This is a genomic window from Neobacillus sp. OS1-32 (genome assembly GCF_030915425.1).
In the GTDB taxonomy this organism is placed as follows: domain Bacteria; phylum Bacillota; class Bacilli; order Bacillales; family Cytobacillaceae; genus Neobacillus; species Neobacillus paridis.
This window is the reverse complement of sequence record NZ_CP133263.1, coordinates 373,632-391,518: the sequence shown is the minus strand read 5'-3', so window position 1 is coordinate 391,518 and position 17,887 is coordinate 373,632. Positions and strand designations below refer to the sequence as shown.

The window sequence follows — 17,887 nt, the reverse complement described above, 5'->3', positions numbered from 1 at the left end:
ATACTTATTTTAACACTATTCAGCAAAAGAAAAAAAGAAATCATCATGGCTAAATCAAAGCCGCTTATGAATCTTACTTTTTTATCCTCGACAAATGTCAGAAAAAAATATAAAATAGGAAAGGAATGTATATAATATTGTTACATAATTTTTTCTAACAATGGGCAATAGCCATAAAGGGGGATTATTCATGGGATTAGTTATTATTTTTGGGTTAGTTACGCTGCTTGCAGCAATTGGTGCATTCACTGCCCTAAAGAATAAAAATCTTTTAGGGGCATTTTGGGGAATTGCTTCATTTGCTGTTTTTGGCTGGTTTACCGTTATGACTGTTATTCATTCAGGATTTCCAACAGGAACTCATTAAATGAAAACTCGCCGACTGGCAAGTCCTGAAGGACGATTCATGAGGCGTTGTTGAATTTATGCGACATAGGAAAGAAAAGTGCAAGCGCCTTCGGAACAGGTATAGGTCTTGTTCCTGCAAAAAGACTGTCCAGCGACAGTCTTTTTTTAACTCCTTATTCCTTTAAGGCCTGATAAAGTTTTCTTTCATGAAGATCAATTATTTTTTCAAAACGATTGCCGTATAGAAGCGCTTCTCCGGAAGGAGCAAAAATTACCGGCTCATTTTCCAAGCCTCCCATGATGAGTTGTTTTTCCTCTTTGTTAAGATTATATTTCACAAGGTCAAAACCGCCAGTATAGGTGTCCGCCTCACCACTATTTTTTGGCTGGAGGGTAATGAAGCTCCCACTGGATTCGTTATAATCAAAATAAGGAACCAGCCAATCTGAAAACCTTGTCAATTGAGGAATTGAAAATGAAAATAATTGCTTAAACTCTCGATCATAGAAGGAATAAATCGCATTGGATCGTTGTTGATCGTTGACTGTTATTGTCAGCAGCAGATGAGGAAATGCTGAGAATTGGATCAGATCCTTAAACAAAGATGTCTCTTTTCCTGTCTTTAAGTCCTTCCTGATCAGCGGGGCAACTAATACAGGTTGTTCCTTATCCCAATTTACATAGGCCAGTTGGGTTTGAGACAACCACTTTATAAAAGGCTGTGACAGGGAAAGCTTAGTAGTCTCATTATTTTTTAGATCCATTAATAGTACTTTAAAGGTCCAATCCTCGGCAAATTCAGTAATCAGTACTTTCGACTCATCATAAGGATTCCATTCATATGCCAATTCATGAGAAACAAGCACTTTCTTAAGCAGCTCTGTTCCATTCATATCAATAATTGTGACCACTCCCTCGTATGTTGAAGGAGAAGAGTGAATTAACAGATACTTTTTAGCGGGGCTGATCTGCAAGGAAACGATAGGATGATCACTATGAAAAATCAATTCACTTTTTCCCGATAAAAGATCATAGCGATAGACATTTGATGATTGCTGAAGATTGGTTATGTAAAGAATTTGGGTATCTGTAAGCCAGCCAGCAATTTTATCAAATTCACCTTCTGGAATGGCAATCGGTAATTTCCATTCCCTTACATGTGAAGCAGGAATGTCTTTGGCTTTTTCAGTTGCCACCGAAACATTCACTTTTGGTTTTTCCGGTTCCTGTTGCATGCAGGCACTTAATAGCAGGGGTATTAAAACAAAAAGAATCGCCAAATCAGACAAGTTTTTATGTAATCGAAGCATTTTCCCCCTCCCCCTATTTTCTCTATCTATTAATACGAATAAAATGGCAAATATGTTTCAAATTTTTCTGAATTATTTCAGAGATAGGAAATAAGTCCTAAATTTAAGATCATCCAAATAAAAAGCCTGCAGGAGGCAGGCTTTTTAGCTTTCAATCTTTTCTTTTATCAACCAGGCGGCACCGATTACTCCGGCATCATTCCCTAATGTAGCAAGTGTCAGCTTTGTTGAGGCGCGTACTGCTGAAAAGGCAAAACGTTCAAATTGTTCTCTTACAGCTTTCAGCAAGATATTGCCTGCTTTTGAAACACCGCCGCCCAGAACGATTTTTTCTGGATTTAAGGTATTAGCGATGTTGGCCAATGCCAATCCCAAATAGAAAGCGACCTCATCCAAAACATGATTAGCTAATACATCCTGATTTCGGGCACAATCGAAGACATCTTTTGCCGAAATATAGCCATTGGCTGTATATTTTTCGGCAAGTTCCCCTGCCATTGCCGACTTTGCAAGTACCTCCTTCGCTAACCTGACAATTCCGGTTGCCGAAGCCACTGTTTCCAGACAGCCTGTCTTTCCACAGTTACACTGAGCCCCCCCAGAAGGAATAACGGTAATATGACCGATTTCACCCGCAGCACCATTCATTCCCTGGACTATCTTTCCGTTGGTGATGACACCACCGCCAACCCCAGTTCCTAAGGTGACACAAACAAGTTCCTTTGCCCCATTCCCGGCACCCTTCCACATCTCACCTAAAGCAGCACAGTTGGCATCATTTTCAATGATGGCCGGAAGCGCTGTCGCTGCTTCAAGATAATCCTTTAGCGGAAAATTATCATGCCAGCCCAAGTTTACTGCATTTAAGATGACACCTGTTTGATAATCCACAGGTCCCGGTGCTCCCATTCCAACACCAAGCAGCTGATCCTTCTTCTGACCCAGGTTTCCCAGCTTCTCATTGATCGAATTAGCAATATTTCTCGTTATATTTTTTCCTTTATCAGTATTGTCTGTGGGGATTTCCCATTTCTCAATCATTTCTCCGTCCAATGTTATGAAAGCAATCTTAGTGGTCGTGCCACCTAAATCAACACCAGCTATCCATTGTTTTGTCAACTTATTTCACCTGTCTTTTATCTTTTTCCATTTGGATTTCATGTCTTAACAGCAAAAGGGCGCTCTGGTATTCACAAGGTTCGATTAATTGTGATTGATACAATTCCTTTAATTCCACTTCCATTAATTCAAGGTCCGCAATTCGATCACCAATATAAATGATTGTCCCAAATTGTTTAAGATACTGCTGTATATCATAGATTGTTTTCATTGAAATGTGCCACCTGCCTTTCATTTCTTCTTTGTTGCCCTTAAAGCGGAGAAGCAAATGACCTTTTTGGCGGTCGCCCGTAAAAAGCTTGAAGATAATAACGTAATACTGAGCCCTCTTTCCATTCAAAGTATAACCTATGACAAAACGAATCCTCAAGGGCAATATGCTCTTTCATGTTTTAATTGAAAACTCAGCGACTAGCAAGTCCTTAAGGACATTCATGAGGCTAGTTGAATGTATGTGATATCGGCAAAAAACATTAATAGTTATGAAATTGTCCTTTTCTTGTCATTGGCCGCTTCATTTTCCCATATAACAATAGTAGGACAAACACATCTCTGTTCCGGGAAGGATGAAAGCAAAAATGAAAAGGGTTTACATTTTAGTCGGGATGATGATTCTTTTCTCGGCGTTTTATACAGTTAAAGAGCACCTAAAACAACCGAAAGCACTTGAAAGTATTACCTTCTTTCCAATCGCGACAAATGTTGCGTTTAAAACCGCCAGTACTTCACTTAACCTAACCGGGCAAAAAATTTTATGGAGGATTCACTCAACACTTGACCGCCAAGCTTATTTACGCCAAGATGCCGGCTTGTTGTATTCGAACGGCCGGCTCATTGGTACGTTAGCTGACTGGAAGCAGCATACGGACAGCCTATCGCAAACGAAAGCAATCTCCGCTTTAGAAAACGCTTTGTGGCAAGCAATCACTTTCCACCATGCTGAATTGCATGAAAAAGGCGAAGACATTTTCAGTGCACAACGGATGACACAGGATCAGCTATACGTAATCAAACAAACTTCAGACAGCTATATTGGCTTCCATACCCCCAAGACGGCTGCCCAAAGCCGTTGGAAAACCAACCTAGATGAACAAACGCGGCGAATGCTGCAATACAGTCTAAATAAAGGTGTCAGGCACTACCGCATTCACCTAGACGAATATGATGTTTATCCGTTGGATGTTTTTTCCAAAAGGGCCAGCAACCACTTCCCCGGTTTTAACAAAGAAGAAACAGCCATGTTCATTGGCCGTCTGTGGGAAGGGCTGTATAAAAATTATTTACTTGGAATCAAGAAACAGGATGGTACAATAATAGATCCCAAAGGCAGTACCCTCCCGCTCATTTTAATAGCAAAAGATAAAACCCATTTACTTGTGTTAACCGAAACAGCAAAAGGTGAACCTATTCTCCTGCGCCAGATGATTGAAGGTGTTGATTAATTTCCCGTACCAAGTTTTTGTAATCATTGCGATCTGGTTTCAGTTTTGCCGCCTTTTCGGCGTTCATCTTCGCTGCATTCATATCATTTTGTTCAAGATTGATTAGAGCCAAATTATAATAGGCTTCATGAAATTTTGGATTAAGGTTAATCGCTTTTTGTAAATGTATTTTTGCATCGGGAAGCAGTCCCTTTTTTATTTCTGCATAGGATAACAGAAAATACGTCTTATCCGTTGGCTGGTCAGCACTCTTTTCAAAATCTTTTAACGTACGATAGGCAGCATCATAATTTTTTTGCTTAAGATATTCTTGGGCCATCATCAAGGCTGAAGTTTCATCCTGTGATTTGACTGCCGGACTATATCCGTATGACAGGGCTCCCCACGTTATCGCGGCGGAAATAATAAGGAAAAGCATTTGCAGCAGCCATTTCTTTCTCTTTGGAAAATGAACAATACCTGCAGCCAGAAAACCGCCCGCTAACCCGCCCAAATGACCGGCATTGTCAATACTAGGCGCCGTAAAGCTAAAAATCAGGTTAATTCCCAGCACAACCAGCAGATTCATGCCCATTGTTCGGGAAAATAACTTGGGATAAATCATACCGAAATAAAGCAAGGCCCCAAAACAGCCATAAATCGCTCCGCTGGCACCGGCAGATAAATTTGTGCTAAATATAAAGCTGGCGATAAACCCCATTACCCCGGCAAAGATATAAATAAACAAGAAACGCAGTTTGCCAAAGATGCGTTCAACGGTGATTCCCAAATAATATAAGGCCATTGTATTAAACAGTAAATGCAAGAAGCCAATATGCAGAAAAATTGGCGTAAAAAAGCGCCACCACTCTCCATCATAAATGAGTTGGTTTACTTTTGCTCCAAATTTAATAAGTGTGGAAGTATTCGTACTCCCGCCGCTTATTTCCATCAACACAAATACGGCTACTTGAATGGCGATCAACACATATGTAAAAAAGGGCTTGCTGTTAAAAAGAATAGCTCTATCGGCTTTTTCTTTATTCATGGCTAAAGATAAAGTTTCTGCCTTTAGCGTCTGAACGTCATACTCGGTATACTCCGCAGCGATAGGAAATTGAGTTGGATGCTGCATTGCTTCTGATAGAAATTGAAACCCTTGATCGATCAAACCTTGTGCCAACAAAATGGTCCGTACCGTCGTCTTATTTCCTTGAGGATGCACATATGGGTGTTCAATCCGAAATTCATATTCATCAACGGGTGGATATTCACTAATATAAAGGTTTAAAATTGGCAATTCGCGCCGGTTCAGCTGCTGCCGAATTCGTTCACCATTGGCAGCGGTAAACTCAATATCCCGTTGTAAAACATTGCTCCAATCTAAATCCTGAAGTCTAAGCCGAATAATCGGAACTGCTTTATTTTCAAGTTTTTCAAGCCAGAGTTCCTGATGATTTTCAAACAATTGAATAATCCGATAACCATAGTCTGCAATAAAACTATGCGCCAGTTTCCAAAAAATATATTCCTCTCTACTCTTCATCTCTCTCCTGCTTTCTACAATATTTCCTTTCTTTCATTATAATCGAAAACAAGAAGAGAAATGAAACAAACATCCTTTATTAGAGCAATTAAAAATAAGACCATCTGAGGCATTTACCATTCAGATGGTCTTCCAAATACAGACTGCATTAATTTGTTTTTTACTCCCGGTAACCCCATCATGGATGCAACTGCAAGCCGGCGCAGCCAGGTAGATGCAAGCAGTAAGTTCATGATTCTGAATCGATAGCGGTAGATAAAATAGCCAATCGACCCAATCATTAATATCGATGATATCATACGTGACATCCCAATCCCTCCTGATCTTATTCTGTGAAAAGAACTTTATTTTTATCCACAGTTAGTAAAAGAGGGATTGATTTCTATTAATGAAACCAATCCCCAATCTTATCGTCAATCATTTGCCACCACAGGAGCCATCGTTTCCTTTAATACTTTAACTGAATGCTCAAACTTTTGCTTTTCCTCATCATTTAAATCCATCTCAATCACTTCTCTCACACCATCCCGATTTACTACCGCAGGTACACCAATAAAAATATCTTTCTGTCCATATTCGCCATCAAGATAGGCAGAAACTGTCAGTACGGCATTTTCATTATGGAGAATAGCCTTCGTTAATCTTAACAGACTCATGGCAATCCCGTAAAAGGTTGCTCCTTTTTTCTCTATAATTTGATAGGCGGCATCGCGAACATTTAAAAAGATAGCGTCTAAATCCGCCTGATCATATTTATGTTTATATTTCGTCCATTCTGAAATCGAAGTGCCGGCAATATCGGCATGGCTCCAAACCGGCAGTTCTGTATCCCCATGTTCGCCAATAATATAGGCATGAACATTGCGTGAATCCACATCGAAATAATCACCAAGTAAGAAGCGGAAACGGGCGGTATCCAATATCGTCCCGGAACCAATGACCCTTTCCTTAGGCAGACCGGAAAATTTCCAGACCGCATATGTGAGGATATCGACAGGATTCGTTGCGACAACAATAATTCCATCGAATCCACTGGCCATAATTTCGCCAACAATCCCTTTAAAAATACGGGTATTTTTCTCAACCAAGTCTAATCTTGTTTCACCGGGCTTTTGATTAGCTCCTGCGGTTATGACGACTATATCGGCCTCATCGCAATCGGCATAACTGCCATACCAAATTTTTGTACTTGTAGGAGCAAACGGAAGTCCGTGATTTAAATCCATCGCATCTCCTTCAGCTTTATCTTTATTTATATCAATTAACACCAATTCTTCCGTTATTCCTTGATTTAACAGCGCAAAGGCATAACTTGACCCAACAAACCCTGTTCCAATTACAGCTACCCGATTCACTCGACTCAACATCATAATCCCCCTTCATTTGTGCCTCAATATTTACCTTTCAAAATTAGATTGTACATTTTTAGGCAATATATTTTATAATGAAAAACATATTTTATCAATTACTGTATTTGAAAATAAAGAAATATAGCCAAAAGGGAAGCGAAAGCACCTGATAAAAAGTTTACCATATCATTATCAACACATGAAATTCCCTTGATGCGTGCCGCTGGCAGACCGCAATGAACCGTTTTCTCCGTTTTTATTCCACAATTCTGGCAAACATAAAGCTGTTGATAATAGGCCCCAATCAAAGTATCAATCACGTTACCAAGATAACCAGAGAGAAAAATAACCCATCCAAGCAGCAATGGCAGGTTAAAAACTAATATACTCATCAAGGCGATCAATAACGAACCTAATATCGCCGCGACTGTTCCCAGTCCGCTTACCGCACCTGATGTGCCCTTTTCCACTCGTTTCCATGTTCGGATATAGAGCGGATTTTGTTTGCTTAAACTGCCGATCTCTGATGCCCATGTATCTGAATTAGCACTGGCAAGGGCCGCCGTAAATCCAACGATAAACAATGGGGATGGTTGATAAAAATAGAGGACGCTGTATAGTGCTGCCGCACCTCCATTTGCAAGCACTTGCCGCCAATCTCTTGTTGCTCCTTTTGCCAGCTTTTCTTCCATTTTCATTTTCAAGGCGCTTTTGTATTTTGACCAATAACTGGACGAAGCAAAAAAAATCCCCAGCAGCAATAAGCCTTTCATTTCAAACCCAGAATAGATAGCACAGCCAACAATGATCGCAGCAATGGTACCAGAACGGCTTAAAGATTTGGAATAATATCCGGCAATGGCCATGCCTGCAATAAAGAAAAAAAACAATATTGCTATGATCATATGATTTCTATAACTTCTTTCGGAGTAATAATTTTGCTAACAGGAAGATCGTATTCGCCAACCGGAAAATCGGAAATCAGCTGTTCGGTAAAAGCAAGCGATATGGTGTTTCCGGAATATCCCGATAGATATCGATCATAATAGCCGCCGCCGAATCCAATTCGAAAACCGTTTCTTGTATATGCTACTCCGGGAACAATCATCAAATCCATTTCCTCTTTGGCCACTTCCGTTGTTACTTCAACAATTGGCTCTAATAATCCGTAGTAAACAGACTCAAGTTGACAAAATTCAGTCACCGTTCTAAACGTCATGCGCTTATCGTTGGGATTACATTTTGGCACAGCGACGGTTTTTCCCAACTCCCATGCCTTACGGATCAATTGGTATGTATCCACTTCAGGGGGTCTGGAAATGGTGATTCCAATAACATCAGCTTGTTTCCATACCTCTGATTCATATAGTCTAGAAGCAATTTTATATGAATAATCCTCATAAAGCTGCTTCGGAATCCGGTTAAGGACCTCTATCACTTGTTTCCGAATTGAGTTTTTATCGTTCATTTCAAACCCTCCTGTATTAAAGTACAAAAAAACAGCAAGGAATTTCCCTGCTGTTTACTTTGTTTCACGGTGTAACGTTGTACGTTTTTCTCTTGGGCAATATTTCTTAAGCTCAAGACGATCTGGATTGTTACGTTTATTTTTTGTTGAAATATAGTTACGGTCTCCACATTCAGTGCAAGCTAACGTAATATTCACACGCATGTTCATTTCCCTCCAAACGATTAAGCTTGTTCGTTCATACGACTTTTCTATAATATCATTTTTCAATAGGAAATGCTAGTGGATTTTTCAGAAGGGCTTGTTCCAATGCCGCTACATCGTGTTTCTTATTTCCCGAAATGCTCCAAGTGGCTATTTTCTCGGTCTTTTTTGGATCAATCGCCATTTTTATTGCGAGAATGCTGGCAGCCGAACCTTTTGCCATAGGCTGAAACTTTAACTCTCCTGTTTTAACCGAATGCCAAATTTGATCGCTAAATACATCCCACAATGGAACGGTTGTATATTCCTTCCTCCCTGCCCCAGTTGTCAGCAAGTTCATTAAGCACACAGTCTGATTAGCAAGATGGAAAATCCGCTGATCTGTTGGCGATACAAATGTCAGGCAGTCATGATTGACATTCTGAAAGTGGTGCAAAGCCAAAAATTTTATGTCTTTCGTTTGACGGCTGTGATTGCTTATATATATATGATGAAAATCAACTTTTGAGTGTATTTGCTTATCCGTTACTTTAATGACCAATTCTTCCTCATAAAGTACTTTCTCTGTCTGATTTGGCAGCCAGAAATACTTACCATTTACCCAAAGACCTGGAATAAATTGAACCTTACCAACGCTTGGCTCTTGTTTCAATAACTGCTTACATTTTTGTAATTCGGTCATATTCACCATAGCACTATTCACCTTTTAAATAATTAATTTATATTGCAGTGGTTTAACTCACCGGTATCTCCAATGTCATTTGTTTCATGACCCCGCTCGTGTCAGAAGCAATCTGTCCCCAATCATATAAACTTCTAACGACTTCATGACCTTTTAACGCGATATTTTTTGCCAGCTGCCTATGTTTGCGAAGGAACTCAATTTGCTCAAGCAAGCTAAAGGGATCACCAGGATTCATCATCATTCCGGTTTGTAAATGGGTAATAATCCCTTTCATTCCACCAATATTGGAAACAATGACGGGTTTTTTCTGAGCCAATGCTTCAAGAGCAACGATTCCGAAGGGTTCGTACATGCTGGGGATCACCATCATTTCACAGTCCTGGATCAAGCTGAATTTTTCCTCTTCGGTCACATAGCCAATAAAGGCAACATATTGAGCTAAATTCCTTTCCATGACCTGTTTTCTATATATTTCAAGCATCGGGCCTTCCCCGGCGATCACAAAAAAGTAATCATGGTTCATGGCTTTGGCGATCTCCGCAGCCTTTAAAATGGTTTCAAACCCCTTTTCCCTCACGATTCTTCCAATTGAAAAAATATATTCCCTTCTCGTCAATTCGGGGAAAACCTTAGCGGCACTTGTTTTGATCATTGGAAGATGAATTCCATTCGGAATAACTGCTAATTTTTTTTCTTCAACCTGAAAGAGCGTCATCAGCGATTCCTTCATATATTCGCTGCAAGCGATTAGGTGATCTGAAGCCGATATTAATTGAACCTCCCTCTCATGGATAAATTTTTGCATTTCTGTATGAATTCCTTGATTTCTTCCATGTTCGGTGGCATGAATCGTGGTCAAAAGGGGAATGCTTAGCACTTCCTTGAGAGCCATCGCGGCTGACCCCACAAGCCAATCATGTGCATGGATGATGTCAAAGGAAATCTCACTAGCTAAAAATTCGCCTTTTAATGCCATTGCGACATTAAGTCCACCGATCCATGCAAGAAATTGATCATCATGTTCATTTACCGGCCTAACCCGATGTACATGTACCGCTTCTTTCCATTCATAGTTCGGCCATTCCCGATCACCCGCTGTTAACACATGAATTTCATGGCCTTGTCGCGCCAATCGAGTGGCCAATCCATAAACATGCCTTGAAAGCCCCCCTACGACATTTGGGGGATACTCCCAGCTAAGCAGCAATATTTTTAAGCATCGCTTATGCAGCCAACCTTGATCGATGTCAGCCTTTTGTGGTATAGCATTGACCATCTTTGTCCCTCCAAGGATCTTTAGTCTTCATAATAACTGTAGGTACTAACCAATTTTCTCCACTTTGGCAAAGGAACTTGATTCGCGATCATTTCCGGCTGCTGTTTGATTACCTGGCTGTTTTTCATGTCAAGATTAGGAGTTTGGAGACAATTGGATCTAAAAAGGGGGAAATAATCAGCGGTTGGAATGAGTACTGCTAATTCGGCTATATAGCTTCGATTTGCCGCTAAACCTTTGATAAACCACTGTCCATTGTTTAAAGGAATGCTGACTTCATAAAAATGATGGGCATTTTTTCCGTCAAAGATGATGTCAGTTACATCATAGATCCTTATCAGTGCAACAAGGTCTCTAAAACAAACGGAAAAGTACGATTCGATTACTTTTTTGGTAATCAAGGTAATATCCCATAAGAGAACTAGTTTATCGGCGGTTACCCACTGGATATGAAGTTCCCCTTGTAAAGGCTGTTTCAGACTAATATTTTGCTCAGACATGTTTTCCTCCGACTTCCAAATCACTAGTATATGCTTAATTGGAAAAAATATGAATTGTTGTTTCAACATAATCGTACCATCATTATGAGAGTTGGACAATAAACGTAAATTGTCGGATTCTGCTTTTTTTAACTGGAAATGTGAAGGAAGTATCGAGGGACGGTTAAATATTATGAGGTCAAAATACTTGCTTAAACCAAGTGGGATCATCCTCAAGTAAAAAAGATGAGAGTGCGCTTATCTCATTTTTCGAATGATAGGATTTAATTAACCATTGAGATTGTATCGTTTTCCTGTTTCAAGATAAACAACATTTTCAGCTATATTCGTAGCGTGGTCAGCAATTCTTTCAATATAACGGCAGACATAGGCTAATTGAATGATTTGATTGGTAAAATCGGGGTTTTTCGGGATATAGGTTAAAAGTTCTTGTACTAGCTCCCCAAACATTTTATCAACCTGATCATCCTTTTGTGCGCATTTTTTGGCAAGTGCAGGATCTTCGGAATAAAAGGCGGTGATCGCATCAGTCAGCATTTCTAACGCTACTTCCATCATCTGAGGGATATCGATTAGTTCTTTCACATGCTGCTCATTCCCGATTTGAACGGTTGATTTGGCAATGTTTACGGCAATATCCCCTAACCGTTCTACCTCGGATGAGACTTTTAACGCCACATGCAGCCTCCGCAAATCTTTTGCAACCGGGGATTGGCGGGCAATCAGCATCAATGCTTTTTCATGAATTTCATATTCAAGGTCATCGATAAGATTGTCACCATTAATAACCTTATTTGCTAGTTCAACATCACGGTTTAACAATGACAGCATCGCATTTTTAACGGCTGTTTCTGCTTCCCCGGCCATTTTTAATTGCAGCGTTTTTAATTCTTGTAAACTTTGATCAAAATTGGCTCTCGTATTCATTTATATCACCCAAATCTTCCTGTAATATAGTCTTCCGTCCGCGAATCTTTTGGCGTCGAGAAAATTTTAGAGGTTTCCGCAAACTCAATTAATTCTCCCATTAAGAAGAAGGCGGTTCGATCGGAAACCCTTGCTGCCTGCTGCATATTATGGGTCACAATGACAATCGTATATTTTTCCTTCAATTCAAAAATGAGTTCCTCAATTTTCAAAGTTGAAATTGGGTCAAGCGCGGATGTTGGCTCATCCATTAATAACACATCCGGTTTTGTCGCTAACGCTCTCGCAATACATAACCTTTGCTGCTGTCCCCCTGACAATCCTAATGCCGGAGCGTTTAAACGATCCTTCACTTCATTCCATAACGCCACATCCATTAACGCTTTTATGACCATTTCGTCAAGATGCTTTTTCTTCTTGATTCCATGAATTCTTGGTCCATAGGCGACATTATCATAAATCGACTGTGGGAACGGATTCCCCTTTTGGAAAACCATGCCGACATGTTTACGTAATTCAACTAAATCTGTTTTGGAATGTAAAATATTTTGCCCGACAAAATTCACTTCACCGGTTATTTTGACATTCGGAATCATTTTATTCATCAGGTTTAAGGTTTTTAAAAAGGTGGACTTGCCGCAGCCTGACGGTCCAATCATCGCGGTAACTTCCTTCTTTTGAATCGGAAAATAGATCCCCTTTAAAGCGTGATGGTCACCATACCACAGGTTTAGATCCTTCACATCAAAGATATTTCTTGTTAACGTCTGGATTGCCATGAGTTCTCCCCCTTATCCGAACCGTCCGGAAATGTATTCTTCTGTCTTTTGAACAGATGGGTTGGTAAAGATTTTTTCCGTGTGGTCATATTCAATTAAATCGCCGTTTAAAAAGAACGCGGTTTTATCGGAAATACGGGATGCCTGCTGCATATTATGGGTGACAATAATAATCGAATAATCCTTTTTTAAATCAACAATTAAGTCTTCGACCTTTGCGTTGGAAATCGGGTCTAATGCAGATGACGGCTCATCCAGCAGGATGACAGTTGGTTTCATTGCAATCGTTCTGGCAATGCAAAGCCGCTGCTGCTGTCCGCCTGAAAGGGAGAATGCCGATTTTTCAAGCCTGTCCTTGACTTCATCCCACAAAGCAGCCTTTCGTAAACTTTCCTCAACAATCTCATCCAGTTGGCTTTTCTTCTTAATGCCGGCAAATTTTAAGGCATGAGTAATATTATCATAAATGGATTTGGGAAAAGGATTTGGTCTTTGAAACACCATGCCAATTTCCTTGCGAAGCGCCACCACGTTGATATTCTCAGCTAAAATATTAAGGCCTTCATAAATGATTTCTCCTTTTGCAAAAGCACCGGGGATGAGGTCATTCATCCGATTAATGCTGCGTAAAAAAGTGGACTTGCCGCAGCCTGAAGGACCAATTAATGCCGTTACGGCATTTTTTTCAATCTCCATGGAAATTCCATTTACCGCCCGGTTTTCACCATAGAAAATCTCTAAATTGTTAACTGATAAAATATTTTCCTGCCGGTTTATTTGCTGAACCGGTACAGTTGCTTCCATCGTTGTTCTCTCCTTTAAGGCTGTTACCATTCGACTCCCACCTTCTTATTTAGTTGCTGTGATCCGCTTATGAATGATCCTGCCTATCCAGCGGGCCGCTAAATTAAAAATTAGTACCGAAATAACGAGTACAGCAGCAGAGCCGCTTGAAACGGCTTCCACATCGGGGATTAACCCTTGGGTATTCACCGACCAGATATGAACCGCCAATGTCTCCGCCGGGCGGAAAATATTCAATGGTGATTGTTCTGAAAAGGGATTCCAGTTTGTGTAATCCAGTCTTGGTGTCGAAAGCCCGGCTGTAAATAATAGGGCTGCTGCTTCACCAAACACTCGGCCGGCTGCAAGAATAGCCCCGGTTAAAATCGCTGGAAAGGCCGTTGGCAAAATAACCGTTTTAATCGTATGCCAATGAGTAATTCCCAAAGCAAGGCTTGCTTCTTTCAAATCTTGCGGCACCGCCCTGATCGCATCTTCCGTCGTACGTACCATCGTCGGCAGATTGAATACCGTCAGTGCCAATGCCCCGCCTAGTATCGTATAACCCCAGCCGGTGGTGTTGACAAATACCAATAAGCCAAACATCCCAATGACAATCGATGGCAAGGAGGATAATACCTCAATACAAGTCCGAATGAGATCTGTTATCTTCCCTGGTTTTGCATATTCAGCCATATAAATCCCGCCGCCGACCCCGATCGGAACGGTAATCAACATCGTAATCAACAAAATATAAAACGAATTAAACAATTGGTCACGGATTCCGCCACCAGCCCTTACATTACTTGAAGGAGTTGTTAAAAAGTCAAACGAAATATACTTAAACCCGTTTACGAAAATATAGAAAAATAATCCGGCGAGAATGGCCGTTATCATAATCGCAATGGTGATAAAAACTCCTGTCGCTAGACGATCGGCTGTTTTACTATTCATCGTAACTTCCTCCTTGAGGATAAATAGCGAATCAGAAGGATAAACGCGAAGGACATGATTAATAGAATAAGCCCCATCGACCAAAGCGTGTTATTCTCGACGCTGCCATATGTGGTATGTCCCATATTTAAGGTAATAATAGTCGTTAATGTTGCAGATGCATCCAGAATACTATTCGGCATATCTCGTACATTGCCGATAACCATTTGAACGGCTAAGGCTTCACCGAAAGCCCTGGCCATTCCAAGAATAATCGCGGTTAACAATGAGGGCAGCGCCGCTGGTACTAATACTTTGCGAATCGTCTGCCATCTTGTCGCCCCTAAAGCATAGGAGCCTTCGCGCAAATAGTTTGGAAGTGAACTCATGGCATCCGTCGCGATTGTCGTAATCGTAGGTAAAATCATAATCGCAAGGACAATCATTCCGGAAAGCAGGCTAAATCCTAATCCGCCGACATGCTCCCTGATAAAGGGAACCAAAACAGTCAGTCCGATAAATCCGTAGACGACTGAGGGAATTCCAACGAGCAGTTCTACAACTGGCTGGAGAATTTTTCTCCCCCAGGATGGGGCTATTTCCGTCATAAAGATCGCACCACCGATCCCTAACGGTGCAGCAACAAGAGCTGCGAGAATGGTAACAGCAAAGGATCCGAAGATAAACGGCAGCACACCATATGCCGGATTTGCTTTATTGGTGGGGTTCCATTTACTGCTTGTGAGAAACTCGATGATGCTGATCCCGTTTTTGGTAAATGACTGCAGTCCCTTCGTGCTTAGAAAAATCGTAATGGCAATTGTGGCTGTTATCATGATGACAGCACATAATATAACAAACAATTTCCCGCGAAATTCCCCACCAAGTCTGCTACTCTTTGATTTAAGTAATCTATCTTGTGCTGGAAGAAGTTTTTCCATATCCAATCAAACTCCTCTTATATACGTCGTAACAGGGGAAACGCACAGGAGCATTTACCCTGTTATTTTTTCCTTTACATCAAATATCTTTTTGGTTGCCTTTAGCATCGCGTTCTACTTTCATTTTTGTAACAGGCAGATAGCCTTGTTCTTTTAATAAAGTATTTTGAATATCGTCGGACATCAGATAATCCAAGAACGCTTTTGCTAATCCTTCCGCTTCACCTTTTGTATAAGAGTGCTGATAGGCCCAAATTGGGAATTTACCGGATTGAACATTCTCTTCAGTTGGTTTCACACCATCAATGGCAAGCGGTGTTACTGAGTCGTCAGTGAAGTAAGAGAATGCCAGATAACCAATAGCACCTTCCGTTTCACCGATAATCTTTTTAACGGTATTTGAAGAATCTTCCGTAATTCCTTCAGCAGGAGTTGCACCGTCAAGGGCAAATTGATTAAAGACTGCACGAGTACCAGAGGAATCAGGACGGTTGACTAAAACGATTTTTTGATTCTCTCCGCCAAGTTCTTTCCAGTTGGTGATTTTGCCAGTAAATACTTTGATTAAATCTTCTTTTTTAATATCTTTAATGCCAACTTTAGGGTTTACAGCAGCCGTCATGCCGACAACCGCTACTTTATGGTCAACAAGCTGGTCAGCTGGAACACCTTCTTTTTCTTCGGCGAATACATCTGAGTTACCGATTTGAACGGATCCCTCAGCAACCTGGGAAAGGCCTGTTCCTGAACCGCCGGCATTGACTTGAATATCGACTTTAGGATTTTCAGCCATAAACTCCTCTGCAGCTGCTGCAACCAACGGCTGCATTGCGGATGAACCGGAAATTACTAGTGAGCCTGAAAGCTCTTCCGTTTTTTGCGCTGCATTATCTTTTTTATCTGTACCTTCCTTGCTGCCATTCGTTCCTTTTCCTCCACAGGCAGCTGAAAAAATAATTAACGCAGTTAATAATGTCAGCAGGCCGAACTTCTTTAAACTTTTCATTTCCTTTATTCCCCCTAAGGTTTATTTTTTTGATCATGATTATCTGTCTTACATCTTTAGAATAAAGGACGACTGTAAACAGCGTTTTAATCGGTTGTAAAGCATCTGTAAATCTATATTAAGATTTTGTAAATGGAAGAAACTGCAGTTGAGTTCACTCAGGAGAATCATGAGGTACTTTGGGGATGCTTCTATGAACAAGGTTATGAATATTTTGTGACAAAAAGACAAGTGGCGATTTATGTAATCTCAATTCTATTTTTGTGAAGTATTTATTTTACAAAAATCAGGGGATTTTTTACATAATTAACGCATAATTTTACATATTCACGCTTCTTTTATACAAAGTTTGGAATTAACTGGATCACGTCTTGGTTCGATGAAATAATTTTACAAAACCGGGATGCTTTTTTACATAACTCACGCACAATTTTACATATTCCCGCTTCTTTTTTACAAAGTTTGGGACAAATTGGATCGTAGTAACTTGAGTAAGAAAAACCCGTCTCAAATTTGAGACAGGTTTTATAGAAACATATTATTGGTTCGATTGGGTAGTATCATTATTATTGTCGGTGGTTTGTTTTGTTGTCTTCTTGGTCTTATTGGTTTTATCCGTCTGCCGTTCTTTCTTTAAATCAAAATAGGCATCCATGACTCTTTTGCCAATTTTACCATTAATAGGTGGGCCATTGTTGCCCTGATATGCCCATGGTACAACAACCGTCATCGCCACTTCCGGATTATTATATGGAGCAAAGCTGACGAGACTCAAGTTCATTACAGGTGTTCCCCATCTGCTTCGGACACTGCCATAGTAAAATGCTTCAGCAGTTCCCGTTTTTGCGGCGGGATCATAAGCAGCCCCTCTAAAAAAGTTGTAGGCTGTACCGCCAGGTTGTGTAACCATATGGAAACCCAGTTGAACCCGCTTAATCCATTCTTCCTTCATATCGACACGGTTTAACACCTTAGGCTGGATTTCTCCAACAATCGGACCTAATTCTTTATTATCCATGATTGGTTCACGGATTTCCTTCACAATATGCGTAAGGTCTATTTGGTATGCGCAAATTCTTTCAAAAATACTTGACTAATTAGGTAAGAAGGGGCTATCCGAAAAGTGGTTTTTCAGCCCGAAAATTTAAAACAGAAAAACCCAAGAATGTTCATTTTTACAGCATTCTTGGGTTTTTATTTCGGTACTTTTTACTCAAAAAGGGACTTTCTAGAAAGCCCCTTTTTGGCTAAATATTTAACCATCCTAGCTGAACTAAATTCTTAATTCAACT

Annotated in this window: 21 protein-coding genes; 2 read left to right on the top strand and 19 right to left on the bottom strand. The window is 40.4% G+C overall.

Going from position 1 to position 17,887, the window contains the following annotated elements; all coding sequences use genetic code 11:
- The first annotated feature begins 190 nt into the window (after positions 1 to 190).
- Complete coding sequence (locus RCG24_RS02030; protein ID WP_202652595.1) at positions 191 to 367, top strand: DUF2759 domain-containing protein; 177 nt, start codon at positions 191 to 193, stop codon at positions 365 to 367.
- A 154-nt stretch (positions 368 to 521) separates the two neighbouring features.
- Here the strand turns inward: RCG24_RS02030 and RCG24_RS02025 are convergent, their stop codons facing one another.
- From RCG24_RS02025 to RCG24_RS02015, 3 genes are all read right to left on the bottom strand, one after another.
- Positions 522 to 1,658, bottom strand: coding sequence for a YqgU-like beta propeller domain-containing protein (locus RCG24_RS02025; RefSeq protein ID WP_308078189.1), 1,137 nt, complete (start codon positions 1,656 to 1,658; stop codon positions 522 to 524).
- A gap of 144 nt (positions 1,659 to 1,802) precedes the next feature.
- Positions 1,803 to 2,777 (bottom strand): ROK family glucokinase, encoded by a 975-nt coding sequence (locus RCG24_RS02020; protein ID WP_308078188.1) that lies wholly within the window; start codon positions 2,775 to 2,777, stop codon positions 1,803 to 1,805.
- A gap of 1 nt (position 2,778) precedes the next feature.
- Complete coding sequence (locus tag RCG24_RS02015; RefSeq protein ID WP_308078187.1) at positions 2,779 to 2,988, bottom strand: YqgQ family protein; 210 nt, start codon at positions 2,986 to 2,988, stop codon at positions 2,779 to 2,781.
- Positions 2,989 to 3,355: 367 nt separating this feature from the next.
- Between RCG24_RS02015 and RCG24_RS02010 the strand changes: the two genes are divergently transcribed.
- Positions 3,356 to 4,219 carry a hypothetical protein gene (locus tag RCG24_RS02010; protein WP_308078186.1) on the top strand — a complete coding sequence of 288 codons (864 nt, stop codon included), beginning with the start codon at positions 3,356 to 3,358 and terminating at the stop codon, positions 4,217 to 4,219.
- Here RCG24_RS02010 and RCG24_RS02005 read toward each other — a convergent pair.
- From RCG24_RS02005 to RCG24_RS01930, 16 genes are all read right to left on the bottom strand, one after another.
- A complete protein-coding gene (locus RCG24_RS02005; protein ID WP_308078185.1) occupies positions 4,182 to 5,744 on the bottom strand; it encodes a rhomboid family intramembrane serine protease in 1,563 nt (520 codons plus the stop codon). The two genes, RCG24_RS02010 and RCG24_RS02005, sit on opposite strands and share 38 nt — an antisense overlap.
- Positions 5,745 to 5,857: 113 nt before the next feature.
- Complete coding sequence (locus RCG24_RS02000) at positions 5,858 to 6,052, bottom strand: hypothetical protein (RefSeq protein ID WP_308078184.1); 195 nt, start codon at positions 6,050 to 6,052, stop codon at positions 5,858 to 5,860.
- Between the two features lie 105 nt (positions 6,053 to 6,157).
- The gene (locus tag RCG24_RS01995) at positions 6,158 to 7,111 is read right to left on the bottom strand and encodes an L-lactate dehydrogenase (protein WP_308079087.1); all 954 of its coding nucleotides are present in this window, start codon (positions 7,109 to 7,111) and stop codon (positions 6,158 to 6,160) included.
- Between the two features lie 98 nt (positions 7,112 to 7,209).
- A complete protein-coding gene (locus tag RCG24_RS01990; RefSeq protein WP_308078183.1) occupies positions 7,210 to 7,998 on the bottom strand; it encodes a DUF92 domain-containing protein in 789 nt (262 codons plus the stop codon).
- The gene (locus tag RCG24_RS01985; RefSeq protein ID WP_308078182.1) at positions 7,995 to 8,561 is read right to left on the bottom strand and encodes a 5-formyltetrahydrofolate cyclo-ligase; all 567 of its coding nucleotides are present in this window, start codon (positions 8,559 to 8,561) and stop codon (positions 7,995 to 7,997) included. Before RCG24_RS01985 ends, RCG24_RS01990 begins: the two co-directional genes overlap by 4 nt.
- 54 nt (positions 8,562 to 8,615) lie before the next feature.
- On the bottom strand, positions 8,616 to 8,765 hold the full coding sequence (gene rpmG / locus RCG24_RS01980; protein ID WP_004435679.1) for a 50S ribosomal protein L33: 150 nt from the start codon (positions 8,763 to 8,765) through the stop codon (positions 8,616 to 8,618).
- 55 nt (positions 8,766 to 8,820) lie between these two features.
- Positions 8,821 to 9,456 carry a hypothetical protein gene (locus RCG24_RS01975; RefSeq protein WP_308078181.1) on the bottom strand — a complete coding sequence of 212 codons (636 nt, stop codon included), beginning with the start codon at positions 9,454 to 9,456 and terminating at the stop codon, positions 8,821 to 8,823.
- Positions 9,457 to 9,499: 43 nt separating this feature from the next.
- Positions 9,500 to 10,726, bottom strand: coding sequence for a glycosyltransferase family 4 protein (locus RCG24_RS01970; RefSeq protein ID WP_308078180.1), 1,227 nt, complete (start codon positions 10,724 to 10,726; stop codon positions 9,500 to 9,502).
- 20 nt (positions 10,727 to 10,746) lie between these two features.
- Positions 10,747 to 11,226: a DUF4912 domain-containing protein gene (locus RCG24_RS01965; RefSeq protein ID WP_308078179.1), complete on the bottom strand. Its 480-nt coding sequence runs from the start codon at positions 11,224 to 11,226 to the stop codon at positions 10,747 to 10,749.
- Between the two features lie 267 nt (positions 11,227 to 11,493).
- Positions 11,494 to 12,153 carry a phosphate signaling complex protein PhoU gene (gene phoU, locus RCG24_RS01960; RefSeq protein WP_308078178.1) on the bottom strand — a complete coding sequence of 220 codons (660 nt, stop codon included), beginning with the start codon at positions 12,151 to 12,153 and terminating at the stop codon, positions 11,494 to 11,496.
- A gap of 5 nt (positions 12,154 to 12,158) precedes the next feature.
- Positions 12,159 to 12,932 (bottom strand): phosphate ABC transporter ATP-binding protein PstB, encoded by a 774-nt coding sequence (gene pstB / locus RCG24_RS01955; protein WP_308078177.1) that lies wholly within the window; start codon positions 12,930 to 12,932, stop codon positions 12,159 to 12,161.
- A gap of 12 nt (positions 12,933 to 12,944) precedes the next feature.
- Entirely contained in the window at positions 12,945 to 13,766 is an 822-nt protein-coding gene (pstB, locus tag RCG24_RS01950; protein WP_374049114.1) for a phosphate ABC transporter ATP-binding protein PstB, read from the bottom strand.
- Between the two features lie 15 nt (positions 13,767 to 13,781).
- Entirely contained in the window at positions 13,782 to 14,669 is an 888-nt protein-coding gene (gene pstA / locus RCG24_RS01945) for a phosphate ABC transporter permease PstA (RefSeq protein WP_202652569.1), read from the bottom strand.
- Entirely contained in the window at positions 14,666 to 15,589 is a 924-nt protein-coding gene (gene pstC / locus RCG24_RS01940) for a phosphate ABC transporter permease subunit PstC (RefSeq protein WP_308078176.1), read from the bottom strand. The genes pstA and pstC overlap by 4 nt, the downstream gene beginning before the upstream one ends.
- Positions 15,590 to 15,668: 79 nt before the next feature.
- Positions 15,669 to 16,595 carry a phosphate ABC transporter substrate-binding protein gene (locus RCG24_RS01935; protein WP_308078175.1) on the bottom strand — a complete coding sequence of 309 codons (927 nt, stop codon included), beginning with the start codon at positions 16,593 to 16,595 and terminating at the stop codon, positions 15,669 to 15,671.
- Positions 16,596 to 17,133: 538 nt separating this feature from the next.
- Positions 17,134 to 17,637 carry a penicillin-binding transpeptidase domain-containing protein gene (locus RCG24_RS01930; RefSeq protein ID WP_308078174.1) on the bottom strand — a complete coding sequence of 168 codons (504 nt, stop codon included), beginning with the start codon at positions 17,635 to 17,637 and terminating at the stop codon, positions 17,134 to 17,136.
- Between the last annotated feature and the right edge of the window lie 250 nt (positions 17,638 to 17,887).